15 protein-coding genes are annotated in these 20,586 nt (G+C 73.4%); 6 read left to right on the plus strand and 9 right to left on the minus strand.

The features are described 5' to 3' along the window. Window positions 1–34: 34 nt before the first annotated feature. Window positions 35–1,393, plus strand: coding sequence for an ABC1 kinase family protein (locus tag HS041_RS37445; protein WP_230880402.1), 1,359 nt, complete (start codon window positions 35–37; stop codon window positions 1,391–1,393). 213 nt (window positions 1,394–1,606) lie between these two features. Here HS041_RS37445 and HS041_RS37450 read toward each other — a convergent pair whose 3' ends face one another. The 4 genes from HS041_RS37450 to HS041_RS37465 form a co-directional block, all read right to left on the minus strand. Further along, window positions 1,607–1,801 (minus strand): hypothetical protein, encoded by a 195-nt coding sequence (locus HS041_RS37450; protein ID WP_196445767.1) that lies wholly within the window; start codon window positions 1,799–1,801, stop codon window positions 1,607–1,609. Between the two features lie 51 nt (window positions 1,802–1,852). Next, window positions 1,853–2,122 (minus strand): WhiB family transcriptional regulator, encoded by a 270-nt coding sequence (locus HS041_RS37455; protein WP_196445667.1) that lies wholly within the window; start codon window positions 2,120–2,122, stop codon window positions 1,853–1,855. A 550-nt stretch (window positions 2,123–2,672) separates the two neighbouring features. Beyond that, window positions 2,673–3,539: an acyl-CoA thioesterase gene (locus HS041_RS37460; RefSeq protein ID WP_196445668.1), complete on the minus strand. Its 867-nt coding sequence runs from the start codon at window positions 3,537–3,539 to the stop codon at window positions 2,673–2,675. After that, complete coding sequence (locus HS041_RS37465; RefSeq protein WP_196445669.1) at window positions 3,536–5,605, minus strand: ATP-dependent DNA helicase UvrD2; 2,070 nt, start codon at window positions 5,603–5,605, stop codon at window positions 3,536–3,538. The genes HS041_RS37460 and HS041_RS37465 overlap by 4 nt, the downstream gene beginning before the upstream one ends. 211 nt (window positions 5,606–5,816) lie before the next feature. Here HS041_RS37465 and HS041_RS37470 point away from each other — a divergent pair, with 211 nt between their 5' ends. Both HS041_RS37470 and HS041_RS37475 read left to right on the plus strand, forming a co-directional pair. After that, the gene (locus HS041_RS37470) at window positions 5,817–6,764 is read left to right on the plus strand and encodes an alpha/beta hydrolase (RefSeq protein WP_230880403.1); all 948 of its coding nucleotides are present in this window, start codon (window positions 5,817–5,819) and stop codon (window positions 6,762–6,764) included. Window positions 6,765–6,848: 84 nt separating this feature from the next. Then, window positions 6,849–7,100, plus strand: a complete 252-nt coding sequence (locus tag HS041_RS37475; RefSeq protein ID WP_196445671.1) for a mycoredoxin — start codon at window positions 6,849–6,851, stop codon at window positions 7,098–7,100. A 21-nt stretch (window positions 7,101–7,121) separates the two neighbouring features. Here the strand turns inward: HS041_RS37475 and HS041_RS37480 are convergent, their stop codons facing one another. The 3 genes from HS041_RS37480 to nudC form a co-directional block, all read right to left on the minus strand. Beyond that, window positions 7,122–7,430, minus strand: a complete 309-nt coding sequence (locus HS041_RS37480) for a hypothetical protein (RefSeq protein ID WP_196445672.1) — start codon at window positions 7,428–7,430, stop codon at window positions 7,122–7,124. Between the two features lie 87 nt (window positions 7,431–7,517). Further along, window positions 7,518–7,712, minus strand: coding sequence for a hypothetical protein (locus tag HS041_RS37485; RefSeq protein ID WP_196445673.1), 195 nt, complete (start codon window positions 7,710–7,712; stop codon window positions 7,518–7,520). Between the two features lie 204 nt (window positions 7,713–7,916). Next, window positions 7,917–8,894, minus strand: coding sequence for an NAD(+) diphosphatase (nudC, locus tag HS041_RS37490; RefSeq protein ID WP_196445674.1), 978 nt, complete (start codon window positions 8,892–8,894; stop codon window positions 7,917–7,919). 282 nt (window positions 8,895–9,176) lie between these two features. On the opposite strand from nudC, the gene HS041_RS37495 reads away from it, so the two are divergent. Genes HS041_RS37495 through HS041_RS37505 form a run of 3 tightly spaced genes read left to right on the plus strand, consistent with a single transcriptional unit; the run spans window position 9,177 to window position 13,608 of the window. Continuing rightward, window positions 9,177–10,337 (plus strand): ATP-grasp domain-containing protein, encoded by a 1,161-nt coding sequence (locus tag HS041_RS37495; protein ID WP_196445675.1) that lies wholly within the window; start codon window positions 9,177–9,179, stop codon window positions 10,335–10,337. Next, on the plus strand, window positions 10,334–11,935 hold the full coding sequence (locus HS041_RS37500) for an IucA/IucC family protein (protein WP_196445676.1): 1,602 nt from the start codon (window positions 10,334–10,336) through the stop codon (window positions 11,933–11,935). The genes HS041_RS37495 and HS041_RS37500 overlap by 4 nt, the downstream gene beginning before the upstream one ends. Then, the gene (locus HS041_RS37505) at window positions 11,932–13,608 is read left to right on the plus strand and encodes an IucA/IucC family protein (RefSeq protein ID WP_196445677.1); all 1,677 of its coding nucleotides are present in this window, start codon (window positions 11,932–11,934) and stop codon (window positions 13,606–13,608) included. The genes HS041_RS37500 and HS041_RS37505 overlap by 4 nt, the downstream gene beginning before the upstream one ends. An 82-nt stretch (window positions 13,609–13,690) precedes the next feature. Here the strand turns inward: HS041_RS37505 and HS041_RS37510 are convergent, their stop codons facing one another. Further along, window positions 13,691–17,107 carry an ATP-dependent helicase gene (locus HS041_RS37510; protein ID WP_196445678.1) on the minus strand — a complete coding sequence of 1,139 codons (3,417 nt, stop codon included), beginning with the start codon at window positions 17,105–17,107 and terminating at the stop codon, window positions 13,691–13,693. A 70-nt stretch (window positions 17,108–17,177) separates the two neighbouring features. Next, the gene (locus HS041_RS37515) at window positions 17,178–20,456 is read right to left on the minus strand and encodes an ATP-dependent helicase (RefSeq protein WP_196445756.1); all 3,279 of its coding nucleotides are present in this window, start codon (window positions 20,454–20,456) and stop codon (window positions 17,178–17,180) included. Between the last annotated feature and the right edge of the window lie 130 nt (window positions 20,457–20,586).

The following is a 20,586-nucleotide window of genomic DNA, read 5'->3' on the forward strand; positions in this document are numbered from 1 at the left end:
AAGGGAGGGAGCGGCGTCTCGCCCCACGGGAGGCATGCCGCGAACCAAGGTGAGTGACCTTCCGCGCCGCGCAGTCACGCGTTCCGCCAAACTGGCGGCCCTGCCCATCGGTTTCGCCGGCCGTACCGCCCTCGGACTGGGCAAGCGCATCGGGGGAAGATCTGCGGAGCTCGTCGCCCAGGAGATCCAGGAGCGCACCGCCGAGCAGATCTTCAAGGTTCTCGGGGAGCTCAAGGGCGGGGCGATGAAGCTCGGCCAGGCCCTGTCCATCTTCGAGGCCGCCCTGCCTCCGGAAGTCGTCGGCCCCTATCGGGCGACGCTGACCAAACTCCAGGACGCGGCCCCGCCGTTGCCCGCCGCGACCGTGCACAAGGTTCTCAGCGAGCAGCTGGGGGACGGCTGGCGCGAGTACTTCCAGTCGTTCGAGGACCTGCCGACCGCCGCCGCCTCGATCGGGCAGGTACACAAGGCCGTCTGGCACGACGGCCGCACGGTCGCGGTCAAGATCCAGTATCCGGGGGCCGCGAAGGCGCTGCTCTCCGACTTCAACCAGCTCGCCCGCCTCGGCAAGCTCTTCGGGGTGATGCTGCCCGGTCTCGACATCAAGGCCGTGCTCGCGGAGCTGCGCGAGCGGATCGCCGAGGAGCTCGACTACCTCCGGGAGGCCGAGGCCCAGCACGCCTTCGCGCTGGAGTTCAAGGACGACCCCGACTTCCTGGTCCCGGACGTCATCGCCGCCAACGAGCAGGTGCTCGTCTCCGAGTGGGTGGACGGCACCCCGCTCTCCCGGATCATCTCCGACGGGACCCAGGAGGAGCGCGACCGCGCCGGGCTGCAGTTCGTCCGGTTCCTGTTCTGCTCCCCGTCCCGGGTGGGCATGCTCCACGCGGACCCGCACCCGGGCAACTTCCGGATCACCGAGGACGGGCGGCTGTGTGTGCTCGACTTCGGCGCGGTCAACCGGCTGCCCGACGGCTATCCTCCGGTCTTCGGCACGCTGACCCGGATCTTCAACCAGGGCGACATGGAGAGCGTGATCCAGGGGCTCCGTGACGAGGGCTTCATCCTTCCCCACATCGAGGTGGACCCGGAGGCGCTGCGGGCCTTCCTCGCTCCCTACGTCGAGCCGACCGCGGTGGAGGAGTTCGCGTTCAGCCGCGAATGGCTGCAGCGGCAGGCCGCCACCGCCACCGATCTACGCCCTGGCAACGTGGTGCGCCAGCTCAACCTGCCGGTCTCCTACGTTCTCATCCACCGCGTGCACGCGGCCGGGGTCGGGGTGCTCTGCCAGCTCGGTGCCACCGCCCGATTCCGCGACGAGGTCATCCGCTGGGTGCCCGGCTTCGCCGACGAGGATCCCTGTGACGCCGGGGAGACCGCGATGGCGGGATGACCCGGAGGCGGGAGGCGTTCATACGACGAAGGGGCGGCCCGGTGGGGCCGCCCCTTCGTCGTCATCATGGATCCGGGCTCCGTCGAGCCCGTGCTCGGAGGATCGGTTGTCGACCCCGGGCCGGAGATCCTTGTCGATCTCCGGCCCGGGGGACGTGGCCGGTCCCAGCATCCGTCACGGCCCGCACGACTGTCCGCGCGGGCCGCGGCGGGATCAGACCAGGCGCAGGAGCGCGTGACGCAGGCGCGCGGACGCGCGCTCGACATCGCGCCGGGCGCGCCGGAGCCGTACGACATCGGCGGCTCGGCGATGCTCCTCCGCTTCACGGTGGAGCATCCGTATTCGGTCTCGCACCAGTTCCTGATGCATAGAAGGCACGTCCATGCTGTGGCTGGTGAAGTAGGTCATCGGAAGTGGTCCTTTCGGGAACGTTCGGTGTTCTTGCTGTTCAGTGGTCGGTCAGGCTGCAACCGGGGTCTTGCGGGGACGCCCGCGCGGACGCTTCCGCGGGACGACGGCTCCCCGGAGGATGAGCTCGCCGCCCCAGACGCCCCAGGGCTCCTCGCGCTCCAGCGCGCGGGCCAGGCAGGCCTGCTGGATCGGGCAGCCTCCGCAGAGCGCCTTGGCGAACTCCACGTCCTCCGGAGACTCGGCGAACCAGAGGTCGGGGTCGGTACGACAGGGGATTGTGGCTTCGTCGATCAGGTCCATGACCGGCTGTGCCCCCATCTGTGTCACCTCTCGCTTGATGTTGATCTTTTGGACTACCTCGCGGGTGGGGGTCAGGAATGACGCGACAAACAAGAAGGCCGCGGATCCTGTCTGCGGATCCGCGGCCTGAAGGCTCTCCCTCGGTCAGGTCATGTGACCTGAGGGTGCTGCCTCCAGGGATGCGGACCTCGCAGCCCACCGTTTCCGATGTGCTTGGTCTGCTGTGCGTAGCCGCCGGCTTCCACCGCCGGGACGACCGGGGCGCCGCCCGCCGGGAAGGCGGGAACAGCGGCCCGACGGAAGGCCTGGACCTGGAAGAGGGCAGACTTCTCCCGCCGGAGTCGAACGGCCGGTGCATCCGTGAGAATGACCTGGCGATCGACTCTGGGCAGGGTCGTGCCACTGCATGCGGAAGTGAGCCCGGTCAGGGCCGACATCACGTAGCTCTTCACAGCGGACTCACCTCCATTCACAGATCGCCGGACAGGGGTGTCCGACTCGCTTGACCATGACCCTAAACCCGTGGGCGGGAAGGGGGCAACATATTTTCTACCTGCAGTTTTACGGTCTACGAGACGCGAATCATCGCTTCCTGCACCACGGACACCGCCAGTTCGCCGGATCGGGTGAACATCTGCCCCCTGGCGAGTCCGCGCGCCGCCCCCGACCAGGGCGACTCCTGGGCGTACAGCACCCAGTCGTCGGCGCGGAAGGGCCGGTGGAACCACATCGCGTGGTCCAGCGAGGCCCCCACGACGTTGGAGGCCCCCCAGGCCAGGCCGTGGGTCAGCAGCACCGTGTCCACCAGCGTGTAGTCGGAGGCGTAGGCGGCCAGCACCACGTGGAGCAGCGGGTCGTCGGGCAGCTCGGTGTCGTAGCGGAACCACACGTTCGTCTCCGCGCCGCGCAGTTCGGGGTCGCGGTGCGCCTCCCAGGTGAGCGGCGTCACGTAGCGCGCGTCCACCGGGCGCGGCTTGCTCAGCCACTCCCGCCAGGGCGACTCGTCGCCCAGGACCTCGCGCATCCGCTCCTGGAACTCGGGCAGTTCCTCCGGTCCGACCACGTCCGGCATCGCCGACGCCTGGTGCTCGACACCGCTCTCCAGCACCTGGAAGGAGGCCGACATGGTGAATATCGCCTTGCCGTGCTGGACCGCCACGACCCTGCGGGTGGTGAAGGAGCGGCCGTCCCGGACCCGCTCGACGTTGTAGACGATGGGGATCGCCGGGTCACCGGGGCGGATGAAGTAGGCGTGCAACGAGTGCACGTGCCGGTCCGACGGCACCGTGCGGCCCGCGGCGACCAGCGCCTGGGCCGCGACCTGACCGCCGAAGACACGCTGGATGCGCTCCTCGGGGCTGCGTCCCCTGAAGATGTCGAGCTCGATCTGCTCCAGGTCGAGCAGGGCCAGCAGCTCCTTGAGCGCCTCGTTCACACGTTCTCCGTTCCGTCCGCGGCCGCCCGGCACAGGCCGAGCACCGCATCGCCGTACCGCTCCAGTTTGATGCGTCCGACTCCGGCGATCGCCAGCAGGTCCTGTTCGGAGACCGGCGCCCGCTCCGCGATGGCCTGGAGGGTGACGTCGGTGAAGACGACGTACGGCGGGACCTTGGCCTCCTTCGCGGCGGCCGTGCGCCACGCCTTGAGGCGCTCCAGCAGTCCCTCGTCGTAGTCGACCGGGCAGGTGGCGCACCGGCCGAGCTTCTGCTCGGCCGCGGCGGCCAGAGTCTTGCCGCAGACCCGGCAGCTTACCGTCGCGGGGGCCGAGCGCCGCTCCCCGGGTGCCGCCGGGGCCGTACGGCTCCGGCCGGCCGGACGGCCGGTGAGCCCGTCGAGGAACCGGGAGGGACGCCGGGAGCGGCGGCCGCCCGGAGAGCGCGCCAGCGCCCACGACAGCGTCAGGTGCGCCCTGGCCCGGGTGATCCCCACGTACAGCAGGCGGCGCTCCTCCTCGATCTGCTCGGGCGTCTCGGCGTAGATGATCGGCAGCATGCCGTCGGTGACGCCCACCAGGAAGACCGCGTCCCACTCCAGGCCCTTGGCGGCGTGCAGGGAGGCCAAGGTCACACCTTCGACCGGCGGGGCGTGCTGCTCGGTGGCCCGGCGCTCCAGCTCGATGACGAAGCCGGCGAGGTCCGCGCCCTCGGCGGCCATGTCCTCGGCCAGGTCGGCCAGGGCCTTGAGCGACTCCCACTTCTCGCGCGCCTTGCCGCCGCCGGGGGCCTGCGGGGTGAGGCCGACGCCGGCGAGGATGTGGTGGACGGTCGGGGCCAGGTCGTCGTCGGCCCCGGCCGAGCGGGCCGCCCCGCGCAGCAGCACGACCGCCTGGCGGACCTCCGGGCGCTCGAAGAACCGGTCGGCACCGCGTACGAGGTAGGGGACGCCGGCCTTGGCGAAGGCCTCCTCGTAGGCCGCCGACTGGGCGTTGACCCGGAACAGCACGGCGATCTCGCGCAGCGGCACGCCGCCGTCGGCGAGTCTGCGCACCGCGCGCGCCACCCCCTCGGCCTCGGCGGGCTCGTCGTCGTACTCGGCGAAGACGGGGTCGGGGCCGTCGGGGCGCTGGGCGACCAGGGTCAGCCGGTGCGGGGTCCGCGCCGCGGACAGGACCCGGTTGGCCAGGGAGACGACCTGCGGCGTGGAGCGGTAGTCGCGCACCAGCTTGATGACCGCGGCGTCGGGGTGCTCGACCGCGAACCCGGTCAGGTAGCGCGGGGTCGCGCCGTTGAAGGAGTAGATCGTCTGGTTGGGGTCGCCGACCACGCACAGGTCGTCGCGACCGCCGAGCCAGGTGTCGAGCAGCAGCTTCTGCAGGGGGTTGACGTCCTGGTACTCGTCGACGACGAAGTGCCGGTACTGCTGGCGGACCTGGGTGGCCACCTCGCGGTGCTCGGTGATCAGCGCGGCGGTGAGCTCGAGGATCGTCTCGAAGTCGATCAGGTGCCGGTCGCGGCGCATCGTCTCGTAGGCGTCGTAGAGGCGGGCCACCTCCTCGGCCGGGACCGGCGGGGTGCGGTGCGCCTTGCGCGCGGCCTCGGCGTAGTCCTCGGGGCCGATCTGGATGACCTTGGCCCACTCGATCTCCGAGGCGACGTCGCGCAGGTCGGAGCGCTCGAGGTCGCTCCCGGCGTGGCGGGCGGCGGCGATCAGCAGCGGCAGCTTGGACTCGATCACCGTGGGCGCGTCGCCGCCGATGACCCGGGGCCAGAAGTAGGTGAGCTGGCGCAGGGCCGCCGCGTGGAAGGTGCGGGCCTGCACGCCCGGCGCGCCGAGCGCGCGCAGCCGCTGCCGCAGCTCCCCCGCGGCCCGTGTGGTGAACGTCACGGCCAGGATGCCCTGGGCGTCGGCCGCCCCGCTGCGCACGGCGTGCGCGATGCGGTGGGTGATCGCCCTCGTCTTGCCGGTGCCCGCGCCGGCGAGGACGCAGACCGGGCCCCGCACGGCCTCGGCGACCGCGCGCTGCTCGGGGTCCAGCCCCGCCAGGACGTCAGCGGGTTCCATGGGACTCCTTCAGCGCTGCCGACGGGACGGACGGCACCATTTTTCCAGTCACTGGCCAAGCTTCGCCCATTCTGGCACCGTACCGCCTGCCGCCTGTGCAACCCCTGAGATGCGCAAACAGGCTTCTTTGCTCCACAATGGGTTCCGACTCGGCCCCAGGGGGAAAGGAAGACAGCCCGTGCGAACTGCGGCAACCGTGGGTGCGCTTGCCTTGGCGACACTGGTCCTCGCACCGTCCGCGGTGCAGGCGTCCTCCGTCGCGCATGCCTCCCTCGCGCACGCCTCCTCTGCGCACGGCTCCTCTGCGCACGGCGCGTCGGCCCCGCAGAGCGGCAAGGGCGACCCGGAGCCCACGGCGACGGCGACGCCCCAGCCCCTCGCCCAGGGCACCATCGTCGACACCGTCGCGTACGGCAGGCACTCCCGCCAGCGGATGGACGTCTGGTACCAGTCCGACGACCTGAAGCGGCCGGGCGTCTTCCTGATCCACGGCGGCTGGTGGTCCTCCGGAGACAAGAAGTACATGACCGAGGTGAGCCGGAGCTACGCCGAGCTCGGCTACACGGTCTTCAACATCAACTACCGTCTCTCCGGTGACGCGGCGTGGCCCGCCCAGCGCATCGACGCCTTCGACGCCATCGCCACCGCGCGGCGGCACGCGGCCCTGTGGTCCTTCGACCCGAACAACTACGTGGTCGTCGGCTTCTCCGCGGGCGGTCACCTGGCCACCGCGGTCGGCACCTACAAGACCGGCGGCCTGCCCGGCCTGAAGGGCGTGGTCGGGATCTCCCCCGTGGTCTCCCCGCTCACCGCCTACATCGACGGCGCCGACACCCTGGACCCGAACAAGCGCAAGCTGCGCGAGGCCGCCATCCAGCTCGCCGGAGGCTGCGCGCCCGCCGGGAAGTGCGCCAGGATCTGGCAGAGCATGGAGGTCTCCGAGCACGCGAGCCGCGGTGACGTCCCCGTGCTGAGCGTGCACTCGGAGGACGAGTTCGTGCCCTCCTCCCACAGCTTCCAGCTCCAGGACCGCCTGCGCCAGGTGGGCGTGCCGGTGACGGTGCTGACCGAGCCCGGCATCGAGCACAGCTCTCCGCTCTACCGGCTGCCCGGCGTGGCGGAGCGGGTCCAGGAGTGGATCGCGGGCAGGCTGCTCTGATCGGGGACGGCCTCCGGGAAGATGGACGGCCCTCGCTGTGTTGTCACTGAGCGCCAAACATCACATGAGGGGGTTTTTGACGACATGTCGCTCACCGTTTACACCACCACCTGGTGCGGCCCCTGCAGGCGGCTGAAGGCCCAGCTCACCCGCGAGGGGATCTCCTACGAGGAGATCGACATCGAGAAGAACCCGGATGCCGCCGCCTTCGTCATGAGCGTCAACAACGGCAACCAGACGGTGCCCACGGTCGTCGTGCACTCCCCCGCCGGCCAGGTGGCGCTGACCAATCCCTCGGTCAACGAGGTGAGGCGGCTCCTCGAAGGCGCCGCCTGATCCCGTGGCCCGGCCGCCGGATCACCGGCGGGACGTGACCGCCATCCCCGAACCGGCCGGATGCGCGCTCCCGCCCGCGCCGCTGACGGTCCGGTCGACCCTGGCTCCGTTGCGGCCCGCCGTGTAGCGCAGCCGCTCGAACAGGACCCTGCCCTCGTCGTCCGCGAAGGCGCGCACGAGGTTCAGGATCACCCCGTTGGGACCCGCCTGGCTCTGGGACCGCTCCCAGAACGTCCCCTCGGCCAGGGCGGTCCCGCAGGGGACGGCGAGTCCGAGCGACGCCACCACGGCTCCTGCGCCGAGGAGACGGCGCACTGTCATACCGGTCATGTGTGATTCCTTCGTGAGACTGCGGAGCCCCGCCCGGCTACCGGCGGGGCTCCACCCGTACATCATGGAGAGCGAAGTCCTGCAGGCTCAGTTCGCGTAGCTGACGGTGTACGTGCTCGTGGCCCCGGTCGGACCGGCGTGCGTCGTGGACGTCTTGAAGAAGGTGGAGCCGTTCCCCGGCCACCCCTGGGGGTCGTCGGCCATGGCCGCGGTCGAGCCGGTGAAGGTCAGCGCCGCCGCGGCGATCGCCGTGAACGCGATGCGGCACAGTGTCTTGCTCATATGACTCTCGCTTCTTTCTCGCTCCGGCCCCCCGATGGACCCGAGCTCCGATCGCGCCCGGCCCCGCCCGCCGTCACAGGCGGTCAGGGACGGGCACGGAGAGTCAATACCCCTGCCCAACTACAGAAACACCGACAGTTATCACATGACTACATAGAGCGAATATAAGGGGAAACAAACCGGTGGCGCCGCGGGAGCCCCCGCTCACCAGTCTCCGGCAAGCTCCTCGCCGTACCAGGTCTCGATCAGCCGCCGCGCGATCGAGACCGACGGCGGCAGCCGCAGCTCGCCGCTCTCCAGAGCGGCCCGCAGTTCCGTACGGCTGAACCAGCGGGCCTCGGCGATCTCCTCGGCGTCGGGGACGAGCTCGGTGGACGTGGCCCGCGCGAAGAAGCCGAGCATCAGGCTGCGCGGGAACGGCCAGGGCTGGCTGCCCAGGTAGCGGGGGGCGACGACGCTCACGCCGACCTCCTCGGCCACCTCGCGGATCACCGCGTGCTCCAGGGACTCCCCGGGCTCCACGAACCCGGCGAGCACCGACATCCGCCCCTGGGGCCACTGCGGCCCCCGGGCGAGCAGGCACCGGTCCGCCTCGTCGTGGACGAGCATGATCACAGCGGGATCGACCCGGGGGAAGTGCTGGCTGCCGTCGCCGGGGCAGATCCGCATGTGCCCGCCCGCCCGCGTCTCCGTACGGCTTCCGCAACGCGGGCAGAACTCGTGGGTGGAGTGCCAGGCCTCCAGCGCGACCGCGTGGACCAGCAGTCCGGCGTCCAGGTCCGCCAGCAGGGCGCCGGCCTGGCGGAGCCCCGCGGCGACGGGCTCCCCCTCCGGCAGCGCCACGGCTCCCGGCAAGGCGAGCGCCCCGGCCGCGAGGCCGCCCCGGGCCGTCTCCGCCAGCGGCGCCGCCACCGCGAAGTAGGCGGTGCCGTCGGCGTCCAGGCCGAGCAGGTAACGCTCACCCTCGGGCGCCTCGGCCGAGGACAGCAGGACGAGCCCGACCTCTCCCCCTCGCCGCCGTACCAGCGCCCGCCCGTCGTCGACGACGACGACCCTGGTGGCGGGGTCCGCCCAGGTCCGGCGCAGCCACTCGGCGTCGCCGCGGTGCGCCGCCGACCGGTCGATGGCGCCGCGCGCGAGCAGCAGCGGCCCCAGCACTCCTTCTTCTGCCGTGATCTCCACGCCGTCCCGTCCTCCCCGGACCGGTCACGTCCGGCGACGCGCCAGGTCCACGCCTTCTCGATGGAACACCGTATCGCCGCCGGGTGAGACCCCGGCGGCGGCGGGGTCTCACCGCCCGCTCCTCCCTCGCCCGCGAAGACGGGGAACGGCGTACGGCAGGCCGGCGCGCCTTCCGGTGAGCCGGACATACACCGCGATTCCCCGGTCAGGCCGCATGATGATCTCCCTCCGGCTAAGATGCGGGGGGTTAGGTTAGCCTTACCTGATATCGGGGGTCCTGCATTGCGGCTGTACCTCACCGCGCTCAAGCCGACCGACTCGGTCACCGAGGGCTTCCTGCCCGCGGCCCGCGCGCTGGGCTGTGACGTCACGATCCTGACCGACCGGCCGGAGCGGTACGAGCGGTCCGGGACCGAGGTCCTCCCCTGCGACGTACGCGACGCCCGCGCGGTGATCGACGTCATCGCCCACCACCACCCGCCCGCCGCGGTCTTCTCCAACTCCGACCACATCCAGGCCGAGACCGCCCTGGCGGCCGAGTACTTCGGCCTGCCCGGCAAGGACTGGCGGGCGTGCGCCACGGCGAAGAACAAGGCGCTCACCCGGAGGCGGCTGGCGGCCGCCGGCGTCGAGACGGTGCGTTCGGTACGGCTGGCCCCCGGCGACCCGGTGCCCTCGGCGGACGTGCCGCTGCCCGCCGTGGTCAAGCCCCGCGAGGGCGTGGCCAGCGAGGACGTCGTGCTGGTGCGGGACGGGCGTGAGCTGGCCGAGGCGGTGCGGGAGATCCGCGACCGCCGGCCGGGCGAGGCCCTGGTGGTGGAGGAGTACCTCGACGGCCCGCTGCACACGTTGGAGACCCTGGGCGACGGCCGGGAGATCCAGGTCCTCGGCGGCTTCCGGACCACGCTCGGGCCGCTGCCGCACTTCGTGGAGGAGCGCCTGGACTGGGAGGCCCCGCCCGCCCGCGAGCACGTGCTCGCGGCGCTGGAGGCTCTGGGCGCGGGCTTCGGGGCCTGCCACACCGAGTACGCGATGACCCCGGCCGGGCCGCGGATCATCGAGGTCAACTACCGGGTGATCGGCGACCACTGCGACCTCCTCCTGGCGGACCTGCTGGAGATCCCGCTGTTCGAGCGGATCCTCGGCGTGCATCTCGGGGCGGGGCTCGGCGACCCGGGCGCCGCCCGGGGCCACGGGACCGCGCTGAGCCTGGTCGCCGAGCGCTCCGGGACCGTGGCGGCGGCCCCGGGAAGGATCGCGCCCTCCGCGGGGGATCCGGTGCGGCTCTGGCACCGGCCGCTGCGGACGGTGGGCGAGCACATCGACCGGAGCCATACGAACCGGGACTATCTAGGTATCGTCCGCGCCATCGGGCCTGACCGGGCGAGCGTGGACGCGGCCGTCGCGGCTTTCGCCGCCGAGAGTCCGTGGGTGATCGCATGAGGGGGAGAACCGCCGTCATCGGGCGGGAGCCGTACCTCGCCGCCCGGGTCCTGGACGCGCTGCTGCGCGAGGACTACGGCGGCCTGGCCGGCCGGGTGACCCGGAGCAAGGACGGTGTCGCCCTGGTCCTGCCCGGCGGGCGACGGGTCCGGCTGGTAGCGGGCTCGCTCTTCCAGGACTTCGTGGTGGCCCCCGAGGAGTCCCTCCGGCTGGAGGAGGTGCTCGGCACGCTGCGGGAGATCGCCGCCCCGGCCGACGCCCCGGGGGTCGAGGCGTTCGTCCGCGAGTGCCACGAGGCCCTGCACGCCCTCGACCTCCACGACCGGCACCGCGAGGACGTCCCGGCACGCCTGGATCCGAGCGTGCGGTACGAAACGCTGGCGGCTTCCGTGGACCATCCGGTCTATCCGACGGCGCGGGCCCGGTCCGGGCTGACGGACGAGGAGCTGACGGCGTACGCACCCGAGTTCGCGCCGAGCTTCGAGCTGCGGTGGGCGGCGGTGCCCCGCGATCGGGTCACCGGACCGGCCATGCCCCTGGCACCGGGATTCGCGCAGGTGGGGCTGGCCGAAGGGCTCGCGGAGACGCACACGCTGTTCCCCGTGCACCCGCTGACGGTCCCGGCCGTCAGGGAGATCCCGTGGGCGGTCGTGGGGCCCGTGCCGTACGCGACGGTCAGGCCCACGCTGTCGATGCGCACCGTCGCGGCCGGCGAGCGCACGCAGCTCAAACTGCCGCTGGCCACCAGCACCCTCGGACTGCGCAACCGGCGGTCGATCAAGCCCGGCACGCTGGCCGACGGGGCCCGGGCCGAGCTGCTGCTGCGCGCGATGCCGTACCCGGGGGTCCTCCTGGCCGACGAGCAGACCCACGCCCACGCCGGGCACGAGTACCTCGGCTGGCTCGTCCGCCGCCTGCCGCCCGGTGAGATCGTCCCGGTCGCCGCGCTGCTCGCCCCCCTGCCGGGGGGAGGCACGGTCGCCGAGGCGCTCGCGGAGCGCCGGTGCGGCGGGGACGTGGAACGACTGCTCGGCGACTACCTGCGGCTGCTGTTCGGGTACGGCGTGCGGCTCTTCGTCCGGTACGGCACCGCGCTCGAAGCCCACCAGCAGAACCTCGCGCTCGTGCTCGGCGACGGCCCGCCGGGCCTGCTGGTCAAGGACAACGACGGCCTGCTCGCCTGTCCCGACCGGCTGCGGGCCGCGGGCCTGGCCGTGCCCGGCTTCACCGACGGGCGCATGCTGACCGACGACCCGCACGCGCTCGCCGACGTGTTCGTGACGATCACCCTGCACCTGGCCGCCGCAGCGCCGGCGTTCGGCGCGCTGCCCCCGGCGCGCGCCGCCCGGCTGCTGCGGGACAGGCTCGCCGAGGCGCTGGAGCCGTACGGCGAGGACCCGATGGCCAGGCTGCTGCGGGCCAGGACCCTCGACGCCGCCCGGCTCGTCGGCAAGTCGATGGTCACCGCGGGAACCCTGGTGGACAAGGCGCGCACCGGGGCGCGCGACGTGAACAAGTTCTACGGCACCAGCGGTCCCAACTACCTCCGGCAGCCCCCCGCGGCCATCCGGCCCCTGATCCAGCAGAGGACGCCATGACCAGCCTCGCGCTCGACTCCGCCGCCGCCGTCGCCGAGGAGGCCACGCTGGCAGCGCTGCTGCGCTGCTCCATCCGGGAGGTGGCCGGGCCGCGCGGGCAGGTCTGGCACGCCGGGCCGTACGTGCTGCTGAGGGTGGCGGGCGCCCTGCTGCGGGCGCGGGCCCACGGCGGACTCGCGCTGCGCTTCCAGGGCTCCCCGGAGTGGCTGGAGGACGGCTGCTGGCAGCCGCTCCCCGCCGATCTGCTGACCCGGCTGGTCGAGGCCGAGCTGGGCGGCGGGAACGAGGAGTTCACCGCCCAGGTCCGGGCGAGCCGGGAGGCGGTGGCGGAGCTGCTGCGCGCCCGGCGGGAGGCGGTGCCCCCCGCCGACCCGTGGCTCGCCTCCGAGCAGGCGCTGGTCTTCGGGCACCCCTTCCATCCCAGCCCCAAGGCGCGCGGCGGCCCGGGGAAGGACACGGCGGGCGGCGCGGGAGAAGCCGGGGAGGCGCTCGCGCGAGGCCTCGGTGACGGCGGTTCCGGCGGCGGCCCGGACTGGCTGGCGTACGCTCCGGAAGCCCACGCGAGCTTCCCGCTCCGGCTCCTGGCGGTCCGGGACGACGTGCTGGCCGAGGCGGGCCGGACCGCCCCGCTGGACGCGCTCGGCGCGGCGCCGCCCGGCTACTCCCTGCTCCCGGCGCACCCCTGGCAGCTCGACCTGCTCGCGGCCGAGCTGGCCGCCCCGCTGGCCGACGGGCGGCTGGTCGACCTGGGGTACGGCTCCCGCCGGGCGATCCCGACCTCGTCGGTCCGCACGGTCTACGAGCCGGTGACCGACCGATGCCTGAAGTTCAGCCTGGACGTGCGGATCACCAACTGCGTGCGGAAGAACTCCTGGTACGAGCTGGCCGGGGCGGTCGAGCTCACATCCCGGCTGGAGCCGGTGTTCCGGAGGCTCTCGGAGGAGTTCCCGGGCACCCGCTGGCTCCCCGAGCCCGGCTACCGCTCGGCCGATCTCGGCACCCGGCTGCTGGAGGGGCTGGGAGTGATCATCCGGATGAGTCCCTGGTCGGTGTGCCGGCCGGGGGTCACTCCCGTGCTGAGCGGCGCCCTGGCCGCACCGGGCGCACCGGAGGACGCCGCGGTCCCGGCCCTGGCGGGGGCCGTCGCGGCCGACCCGGTGCGCTGGTGGCGGGCCTACGTGGAGCGCGTCGCCCTCCCGGTGCTGGAGGCCTATCTGACCCATGGCGTGGTCCTGGAGCCGCACCTGCAGAACGTGCTGGTGGGGGTCGACTCCACCGGGATGCCGGTGGAGGCGGTGTTCCGCGACCTGGAGGGGACCAAGCTCGTCGCCGGCCGCCACGACCTGCGGGGGCTTCCCCGCCGCGTCGCCGAGGCGCTCACCTACGACGCGGCGGGCGGCTGGAACCGGGTGCTGTACTGCCTGATGGTCAACCATCTCCCCGAGGTCGCCGCCACGCTCTGCGGGACCGGGCCGGCGCGGGAGCTGTGGGCGGCGGCCGGGGAGGTGCTGGCGGGCTACGCCGCCTGCCGGGGATGGCCGCGCGAGCTGTCGGACCTGCTGGCCGGGGCGCCGCTGCCCGCCAAGGCCAACCTCTCGGTCCGGTGGACCCGGTCGGCGGACCGGATGGCGGGGTACGTCCCGGTCGCCAATCCCCTGGCCGTGCTGTCGTGACGCCTCCGGCGGGCGGGAGCCGTACCCGAGGACGGCGGACCGCCGGAACCGGCCGGCCCGGCGAGCGGCGCCACGGCCCCGCTCACCTGAGTTCGGGTACCGACTCGATGAGCGCGACCAGGCCGCTCTCGTCGAGGAGGTTCACCGGGCGGACCGTCTCGTTGAAGCGCACGTAGTGGAAGGCCGCGCTCACCTGGTCCAGGGGCACGCCGGCCAGGTGGGACCAGGCCAGGCGGTAGGCGGCGAGCTGGACGGCGGCGGCCGACCGGGTCGTCTCCATCAGACGGCGGCCCGTCTTCCAGTCGACGACCTCGTAACGGCCGTCCGGAGCCCGGAAGACGGCGTCCATCCGGCCTCTGACCAGCCGGTCGGCGATCATCGTCTCGAACGGGACCTCGATGTCGAGCGGCTCGCGCCCCGCCCACTCGCTCTCCTCGAACCTCTCCCGCAGCTCGGCCAGGAGGGCCTCTGACTCCTCGGCCTCGTCCCCGGCGCCCGGAAGCTCGAGCTCGTCGAGGAGGCGCTGCTGGCCCCAGCGGGACTCCAGCCACTGGTGGAAGGAGGTGCCGCGGCGGGCCAGGGGCGCGGGTTTCTTCGGGACGGGCCGACGGATCTGCCTGGCCAGCGCCTTGGGATCGGCGGCCAGGGTGACGAGGGACGAGACGGTGAGATAGGTGGGCAGCTCGACCTGGCGCCCGCCGCGCCGCCGGTTCCGCTCCCGCTCCCGGAGCAGGAGCTCGGCGTCCCGCTCCCAGGCCTTGGCCCGCTCCCTGTCCCATCCGCGCAGCCCGGTCAGGCGCGGGTCCTCCCCGCCTTCGGGATCCGAGCGCTCCGCTCCCTCACCGGGCCCGGTCCTCTCGCCGTCCGGCTCGTGCGCGGGCGCGGGCGTTCCCGCCCGGACGGGTACGGCGGGCCCGGCGGGCTCATCAGGCGCAGGGGGGCCGGCGAGGGAGCGGAGGGCCGCCTCGACCAGGAAGGAGCCGTCGACGATGGCCTCGTACCTGGCCCCCTCGGGGGTGACGGGCCAGACCGTCTCGGCGGGTTCGGCCAGGAGGGGGTTGGTGGCGCCCTCCTCGATCCCGGGCGGCCAGGCGGCCACGCGGCCGCAGGTCTCACGGATCTCCACCAGGAAGTCCGACGGCTCCAGGGGCCTGGCCGCGCTGCCCCAGCGGTAGCCGGAGGCGATCAGCAGGTAGTGGGCGCGGGTGACCGCGACGTAGGCGAGCCTCCGCTCCTCCATCAGGTCGCGGTCGCGGCAGCGCTCGTCGAACTCGGCGAGCTCCTCCCTGGCCAGCCCCGCCAGCCCGGGCAGGTCGGAGGCGTCACCGCGCAGCGGATAGGGCAGCTTGCGCGGGTTCTCCGTCCATTTGGGGCTCACCACCGGGCGGGCCGGGAAGACGGTGCCGACGGTCGGCGTGCCGGACTTCGACAGCACCTGCGACATCCCGGGCACGATCACGACCGGCCATTCCAGGCCCTTGGAGGCGTGGATGGTCATCAGCTTCACGCTGTTGCTCTCGCCCACCCGTCCGGCGTCCAGACCGTTCTCCTCCTCGTCCGCCGCCTTGAGGAAGGCCAGGAACGCGCCCAGCGTCGGGTCCTCGGAGTCGCCCGCGAACCGGGAGGCGGCGTCGACGAAGGCGTCCAGGTCCGCCCGGGCCGCGAACGGGCCCGCGGCCGACCCCCGGGCCGCCACCTCGATGTCCAGGCCGAGGCGGCGCTCGACCTCGGTGATCAGGTCGGGGAGCGGCTGACCCGCGCGGGCGCGCAGGACCCGCAGCTCCTGGGCCATGGCGACCAGCCGGACCCGGGCCAGCGGCGAGAACAGGTCCTGCCAGTCGGGCCGGTCGGGCAGCTCGTCCAGAGCGTCGACCAGGCTGCCGCGCTCCTCGGCCAGGTCCGCGACGACCTGGTCCAGCGGGTCGGCCACCGGGGAGGAGTCCTCGCGGTTCTCCCGGTTCAGCTCGCGGGCCCGCTCGCCCAGCTCCTTCAGGTCGGCCGGGCCGATCCGCCAGCGAGGACCGGACAGCAGCCGGACCAGGGCGTCCCCGGCCGTCGGGTCGTAGAGCACGCGCAGGGTGGCCACCACGTCGGCGACCTCGGGCACGGTGAGCAGGCCGCCCAGGCCGACCACCTCGACCGGGACGCCCCGCTCCTCCAGCGCCCTGCGCAACGCGGGGAACTGCGAGCGTTTACGGGCGAGGATGGCCACGTCGTGCGGTTGCAGGCACTGCGGGCCGCCCCACGTGCTCTGCTTGGCCTTCCTGCGCTCCCCCTCGCCCCACGGCAGGCCGTCCGGCGCTGTGTCGCTCCCGAGCAGCCGGCACACCTGGTCGGCGACCCAGCCCGCCTCGTCCTCGGCCGTCTCGTGGAAGGCGCACATCACCCGGCCGCGCTCGATCCGGTTCCCGCCGGGCACCAGCACCGGCACCTCCCTTGCCTCCATCCGCAGGGGGAGCTGCACGCGGGCGGCCACGTCGAGGACGGCGTCGCCGTTGCGGAAGCTGACCGAGAGCTGGCGGACCGGGGCGAGCTCACCGGAGGCCGTCCTGAAGTCGCGGGGGAAGCGGGTCAGGTTCCCGGCCGAGGCGCCGCGCCAGCCGTAGATGGACTGGCAGGGGTCGCCGACGGCCGTCACCGGGTGGCCGCCGCCGAACAGCGAGCGGAGCAGGACGAGCTGGGCGTGGCTGGTGTCCTGGTATTCGTCGAGGAGGACGACGGCGAACCGGTCCCGCTCGATCCGGCCGACCTCGGGGTGCTTGGCCGCGATCCGGGCGGCCAGCGCCATCTGGTCCCCGTGGTCGACGACCTCGCGCCTGCGCTTGAGCCGGGTGTAGGCCTCCACCAGCGGGAGCAGCTGCTCCCTCGCCTTCTGCACGGCCAGGGGCCTGCGCTGGGCCACGATCGGGGAGCCGGGCAGCGCGCCGTACCGCTCGGCCAGCCAGGCGCCCACCTCCCGCACGTCCCGGGGTTCGCGCATGTGCTCGGCCAGCTCGCCGGCCAGTTCCAGCACCGCCCGGGTGACCGTGGCCGGCCCCCAGTCGATCTGCTCCATCGGTCCGTCGTAGGCGCTGACCACGTGCCCGGCGAGCTGCCAGGCGATGGCCGGGGTGATCAGCCGCATGGTCGGCTCCAGCGCCTCGCGCAGGGCGTGGTCGGTCACCAGCCGGGCGGCGTAGGCGTGGTAGGTCGAGATGGTCGGCTCGCCCGCCAGCAGCTCCGCGGGGACGTCCTGGCCGAGGGCGCCCAGCCGCTCGCGCACGCGGTGGGACAGCTCGCTCGCGGCCTTCCGGGTGAAGGTCAGGCCGAGCACCTGCTCGGGCCGGACCAGGCCGTTGGCGACCAGCCAGACGACCCGTCCCGCCATGGTCTCGCTCTTGCCCGACCCGGCCCCGGCCACCACGACCATCGGTTCGAGCCCGGCCTCGATCACCGCGGCCTGCTCCGGAGTCGGGGGAAGGATGCCCAGCTTGGCCGCGAGCTGGATCGGACTCAGCAAACCTGGCCTCCATCGGTGCGACGCGGGGCGGCGGTACGGCCCGGCACGGCATGACCCGGTGCGGTACGGCTCAGCACACCTGACCCCCGCTCTCGTTGACCGGGCAGCTCGCCCGTGCGGCGCAGGTGCGGCAGCCGTCGTTGACCTTGGCGTGGAAGAAGGGCAGCGACATGCCCCGCGCCACGGTGTCCACCATCTCGTGGGCCCAGCCGGGGTCGGCGTCCTCCGCCAGGGGCGGCTGGGCCTGCTCCCTGGCATCCTTGCCCGCGGCGTTGCCGACCTGGACGAGGGCGGCGCCGCCGGGTTCGGTCATGCCGTGCCGCTGGAAGGCCCCGAGCAGCGCGGCCAGCTGGTAGACGCCGAGCTGGGGGTGGCGTTCGAGGTCGGAGTCGGAGGGCTTGGTCCCGCCGGTCTTGATGTCGATGATCACAGCGCGGCCCTGGTCGTCGCGCTCGACCCGGTCCACCCGGCCCTTGATCTGCACGCCCTCGGAGACCATCGCGACGAAGGCCTCCTCGGTGGCGACCAGCTCCCGGGGATTCTCCCGGTGCCAGCGGACGAACCTGGCGATCATCTTCTCGGCGACCCGGCGCTGCTTGCGGTTGTACCAGACGCCGCCGAAGTCGAGCTCGGCCCAGACCTCGTCCAGGCGCTTGGCGAGGGTCTCCTCCGTGGGCATCCCCTCCGCGGCGAGCACGGCCAGCGCGTGGACGACCGTGCCCAGGCCGCGGGCCACGTCCGTGCCGCCCGCGCCCACGGAGGTCTCCAGCAGCCAGCGCAGGCCGCACTTGGTGAAGCTCTCCACCGCCGAGGGCGAGATGCGCACGACGTCGTCGGGCCAGCCCAGCGGGCGGTCGTCGGAGATCGGGGTGAGGGCGTACCACTCGTCGGGGTGGGCCCCCTGCACTCCGGCTGCGGCCAGCCTGGCCAGGTGCTCGGCGGCGATCCTGCGCAGGGGGTCCGGCCGGGTCGGGTCGCACACCGCCGCGCGCAGGTCGGCCACCAGCGCGGACATGTTCAGCCAGCGGGACCGCTCGTCGAGGACCGCCGCCTCCTCGCCCGTGCCGGGCACGAGCTCGGTGAGGAACCTCGACGGCCGCTCCTCGACGTCCTCCCCGCCCACGGCGGTGACGACGAGCCTGGTGCGGGCCCTGGTCGCGGCCACGTAGAACAGGCGGCGTTCCTCGGCCAGCAACTGGGAGGCGAGCGCCGCGCTGACCGCGGCCGGGTTCTCGTGCTCGGAGCCCTCCGCCCGGGCGGACATGTCGTCGGTGCTCAGGATCGACCCGCGCGGCCGCAGGTCGGGCCAGGTGCCCTCCTGGACCCCGGCGACGACCACGAGGTCCCACTCCAGGCCCTTGGAGCGGTGGGCGGTCATGATGCGCACCGCGTCGCCCTCGGGGGCCCGCGCGGCGAGGGAGTCTTCCGGGATCTCCTGGGAGACCAGGTCCTGCACGAACACGTCGACGCCCGCGTGGGGCAGCCGGTCGACGAACTTGGCCGCGCGGTCGAACAGCACCATGACGGCGTCCAGGTCGCGGTCGGCCTGCCTGCCCCGGTGCCCGCCCGCGGCGCTCGCCTCGCTCCACTTCTCGGCGAGGCCGGTGAGCTGCCAGACGGCCCAGAGCGCGTCCTCGGCCGTGCCGCCCTGCCGTACGGCCTCCGAGGCCGCGGCGATGAGCCGGGCGAGCCGCTCGGCCGGCAGCGCGATGTGGGGCTCGACCAGGACCAGCTCCCGGGCGTCCTTGAGCGCCGCGACGAGCAGTTCCCCGGAGGACCTCGGCCTGCCGCCGGAGGCCGGGGACCCGGACGCCTCCGGACCGGCGGGCTCCGCGCGCTCCGGATCGGGAGTCTCGGGCCCGTCCGGGGCGTCAGGGGCACCGGAGGCCTCGGGGGCGTCAGAAGAGACCTCTGGCGTGGCGGGGGCGTCGGGGGCGTCGGGGTCCAGCTCCACCGGGAGCGTCATGGCCTCGTGCTCGGCGACGCGCAGCGCGCGGCGCAGGCGGCGCACCCCGATCATGTCGGTGCCGCCGAGCGCGCCGGTCAGCAGCTCCTCGGCCGTGCCCTCGTCGAGGGTCTCCGGGTGGAGGGCCACCTGGATCAGCCGGATCAACGGGCGCACGCCCGGCTCCTGGATCAGCGGCACCTCGCCGCCGCCCACCACGACCGGCACCCCGGCCGCGACCAGCGCCCGCCGCAGCAGCGGCACCTGCCGGGTCGCCGACCGGACCAGCACGGCCATCCGCGACCACGGCACGCCGTCGAGCAGGTTGGCCCGGCGCAGCGTGTCGGCGACGATCGCCGCCTCCTGGGTCGGGCTGTCGGCCACCACCACCCGGGCCTCCCCGTGCTCGGCGTCCGGGAGCGCCGTCAGGTCGCGGTGGGCGACGCCGCCGGGGACGGCGGGCAGGCGGGCGGCGACGCGGCGGGTGGCGGCCAGGAGCCCGGGACCGCTGCGGCGGCAGGTCCGCAACGCGATGATCGGGGCCTCCTCCCCGGCGGCGTCGCGGAACCTGTCGGGGAAGCCCATGATCCCGTGGACGTCGGCGCCGCGGAAGCCGTAGATCGACTGGTCCGGGTCGCCGACCGCGATCAGGTCGCGGCCCTCGCCGGCGAGCCGCTGGAGCAGGGCCTCCTGGGCGGGGTCGGTGTCCTGGTACTCGTCCACGAGGACGACGTCGTAGGCCGAGCGCTCGCGGCGCCGTACCTCGGGGTCGGCGAGCAGGCCGGCGGCGGCGCGGATCAGCTCGGAGTAGTCGAGCACCGGCTCCGGGTCGAGGTCGAAGCGGTCCAGGTAGCGGTCGGCGAACCGCCCGGCCGCGGCCCAGTCGGCGCGGCCGTGGCGGCGGCCCAGCGCGACCAGGCCCTGCCCGTCCAGGCCGCGCTCGGCGGCGCGGGCGATGAAGTCGCGCAGCTCCTGGGCGAAGCCGCGGGTCTTGAGCGCCTCGCGCATGTCGTCCGGCCAGTGGAGCCCGCCGTCCTCCAGCTCGCCCAGGAGCATGCGGCGGATCTCCAGAAGCTGCTCGGGCCCGGTGAGCAGCCGGGGCGGGGGCTCGCCGGCCAGCACCGCCTCGCGGCGGAGCAGGGCGTAGGCGTAGCTGTGGAAGGTGAGCGCGAGAGGCGTCCTGGTGGTGCGGCGGAGCCGGCCGGTGATCCGCTCGCGCAGCTCCTCGGCGGCCTTGCGGCTGAAGGTGAGGACGAGGACCCGTTCGGGGTCCGTGCCCCGGCGCTCGACCCGGTCCACCACGGTCTCCACGATCGTGGTGGTCTTGCCGGTGCCGGGGCCCGCCAGGACGAGCAGGGGGCCGCTCCCATGGGCCACCACCGCCCGCTGATGCTCGTCGAGCACGGGAGCCACGGCTCTCCCCGTATCCCCGCGACGCACCAGCCGCCAGCCCTGACCACTCACAACTCGCCATTCCACCAGATCCCGGGCAGTGATCGTGCCGAGTCGGCCCGTACGGCATGGCGGTGGGCGG

This window comes from Planomonospora sp. ID67723, assembly GCF_015711605.1.
Classification (GTDB): Bacteria; Actinomycetota; Actinomycetes; order Streptosporangiales; family Streptosporangiaceae; genus Planomonospora_A.

Coding starts and splice junctions, on each gene's coding strand:
- HS041_RS37485 (WP_196445673.1), bottom strand. CDS start 7,712: ATGAGCAAGACACTGTGCCGCATCGCGTTCACGGCGATCGCCGCGGCG.
- HS041_RS37480 (WP_196445672.1), bottom strand. CDS start 7,430: ATGACCGGTATGACAGTGCGCCGTCTCCTCGGCGCAGGAGCCGTGGTG.
- HS041_RS37455 (WP_196445667.1), bottom strand. CDS start 2,122: ATGGGGGCACAGCCGGTCATGGACCTGATCGACGAAGCCACAATCCCC.
- HS041_RS37445 (WP_230880402.1), top strand. CDS start 35: ATGCCGCGAACCAAGGTGAGTGACCTTCCGCGCCGCGCAGTCACGCGT.
- HS041_RS37450 (WP_196445767.1), bottom strand. CDS start 1,801: ATGACCTACTTCACCAGCCACAGCATGGACGTGCCTTCTATGCATCAG.
- HS041_RS37475 (WP_196445671.1), top strand. CDS start 6,849: ATGTCGCTCACCGTTTACACCACCACCTGGTGCGGCCCCTGCAGGCGG.
- HS041_RS37500 (WP_196445676.1), top strand. CDS start 10,334: ATGAGGGGGAGAACCGCCGTCATCGGGCGGGAGCCGTACCTCGCCGCC.
- HS041_RS37505 (WP_196445677.1), top strand. CDS start 11,932: ATGACCAGCCTCGCGCTCGACTCCGCCGCCGCCGTCGCCGAGGAGGCC.
- HS041_RS37465 (WP_196445669.1), bottom strand. CDS start 5,605: ATGGAACCCGCTGACGTCCTGGCGGGGCTGGACCCCGAGCAGCGCGCG.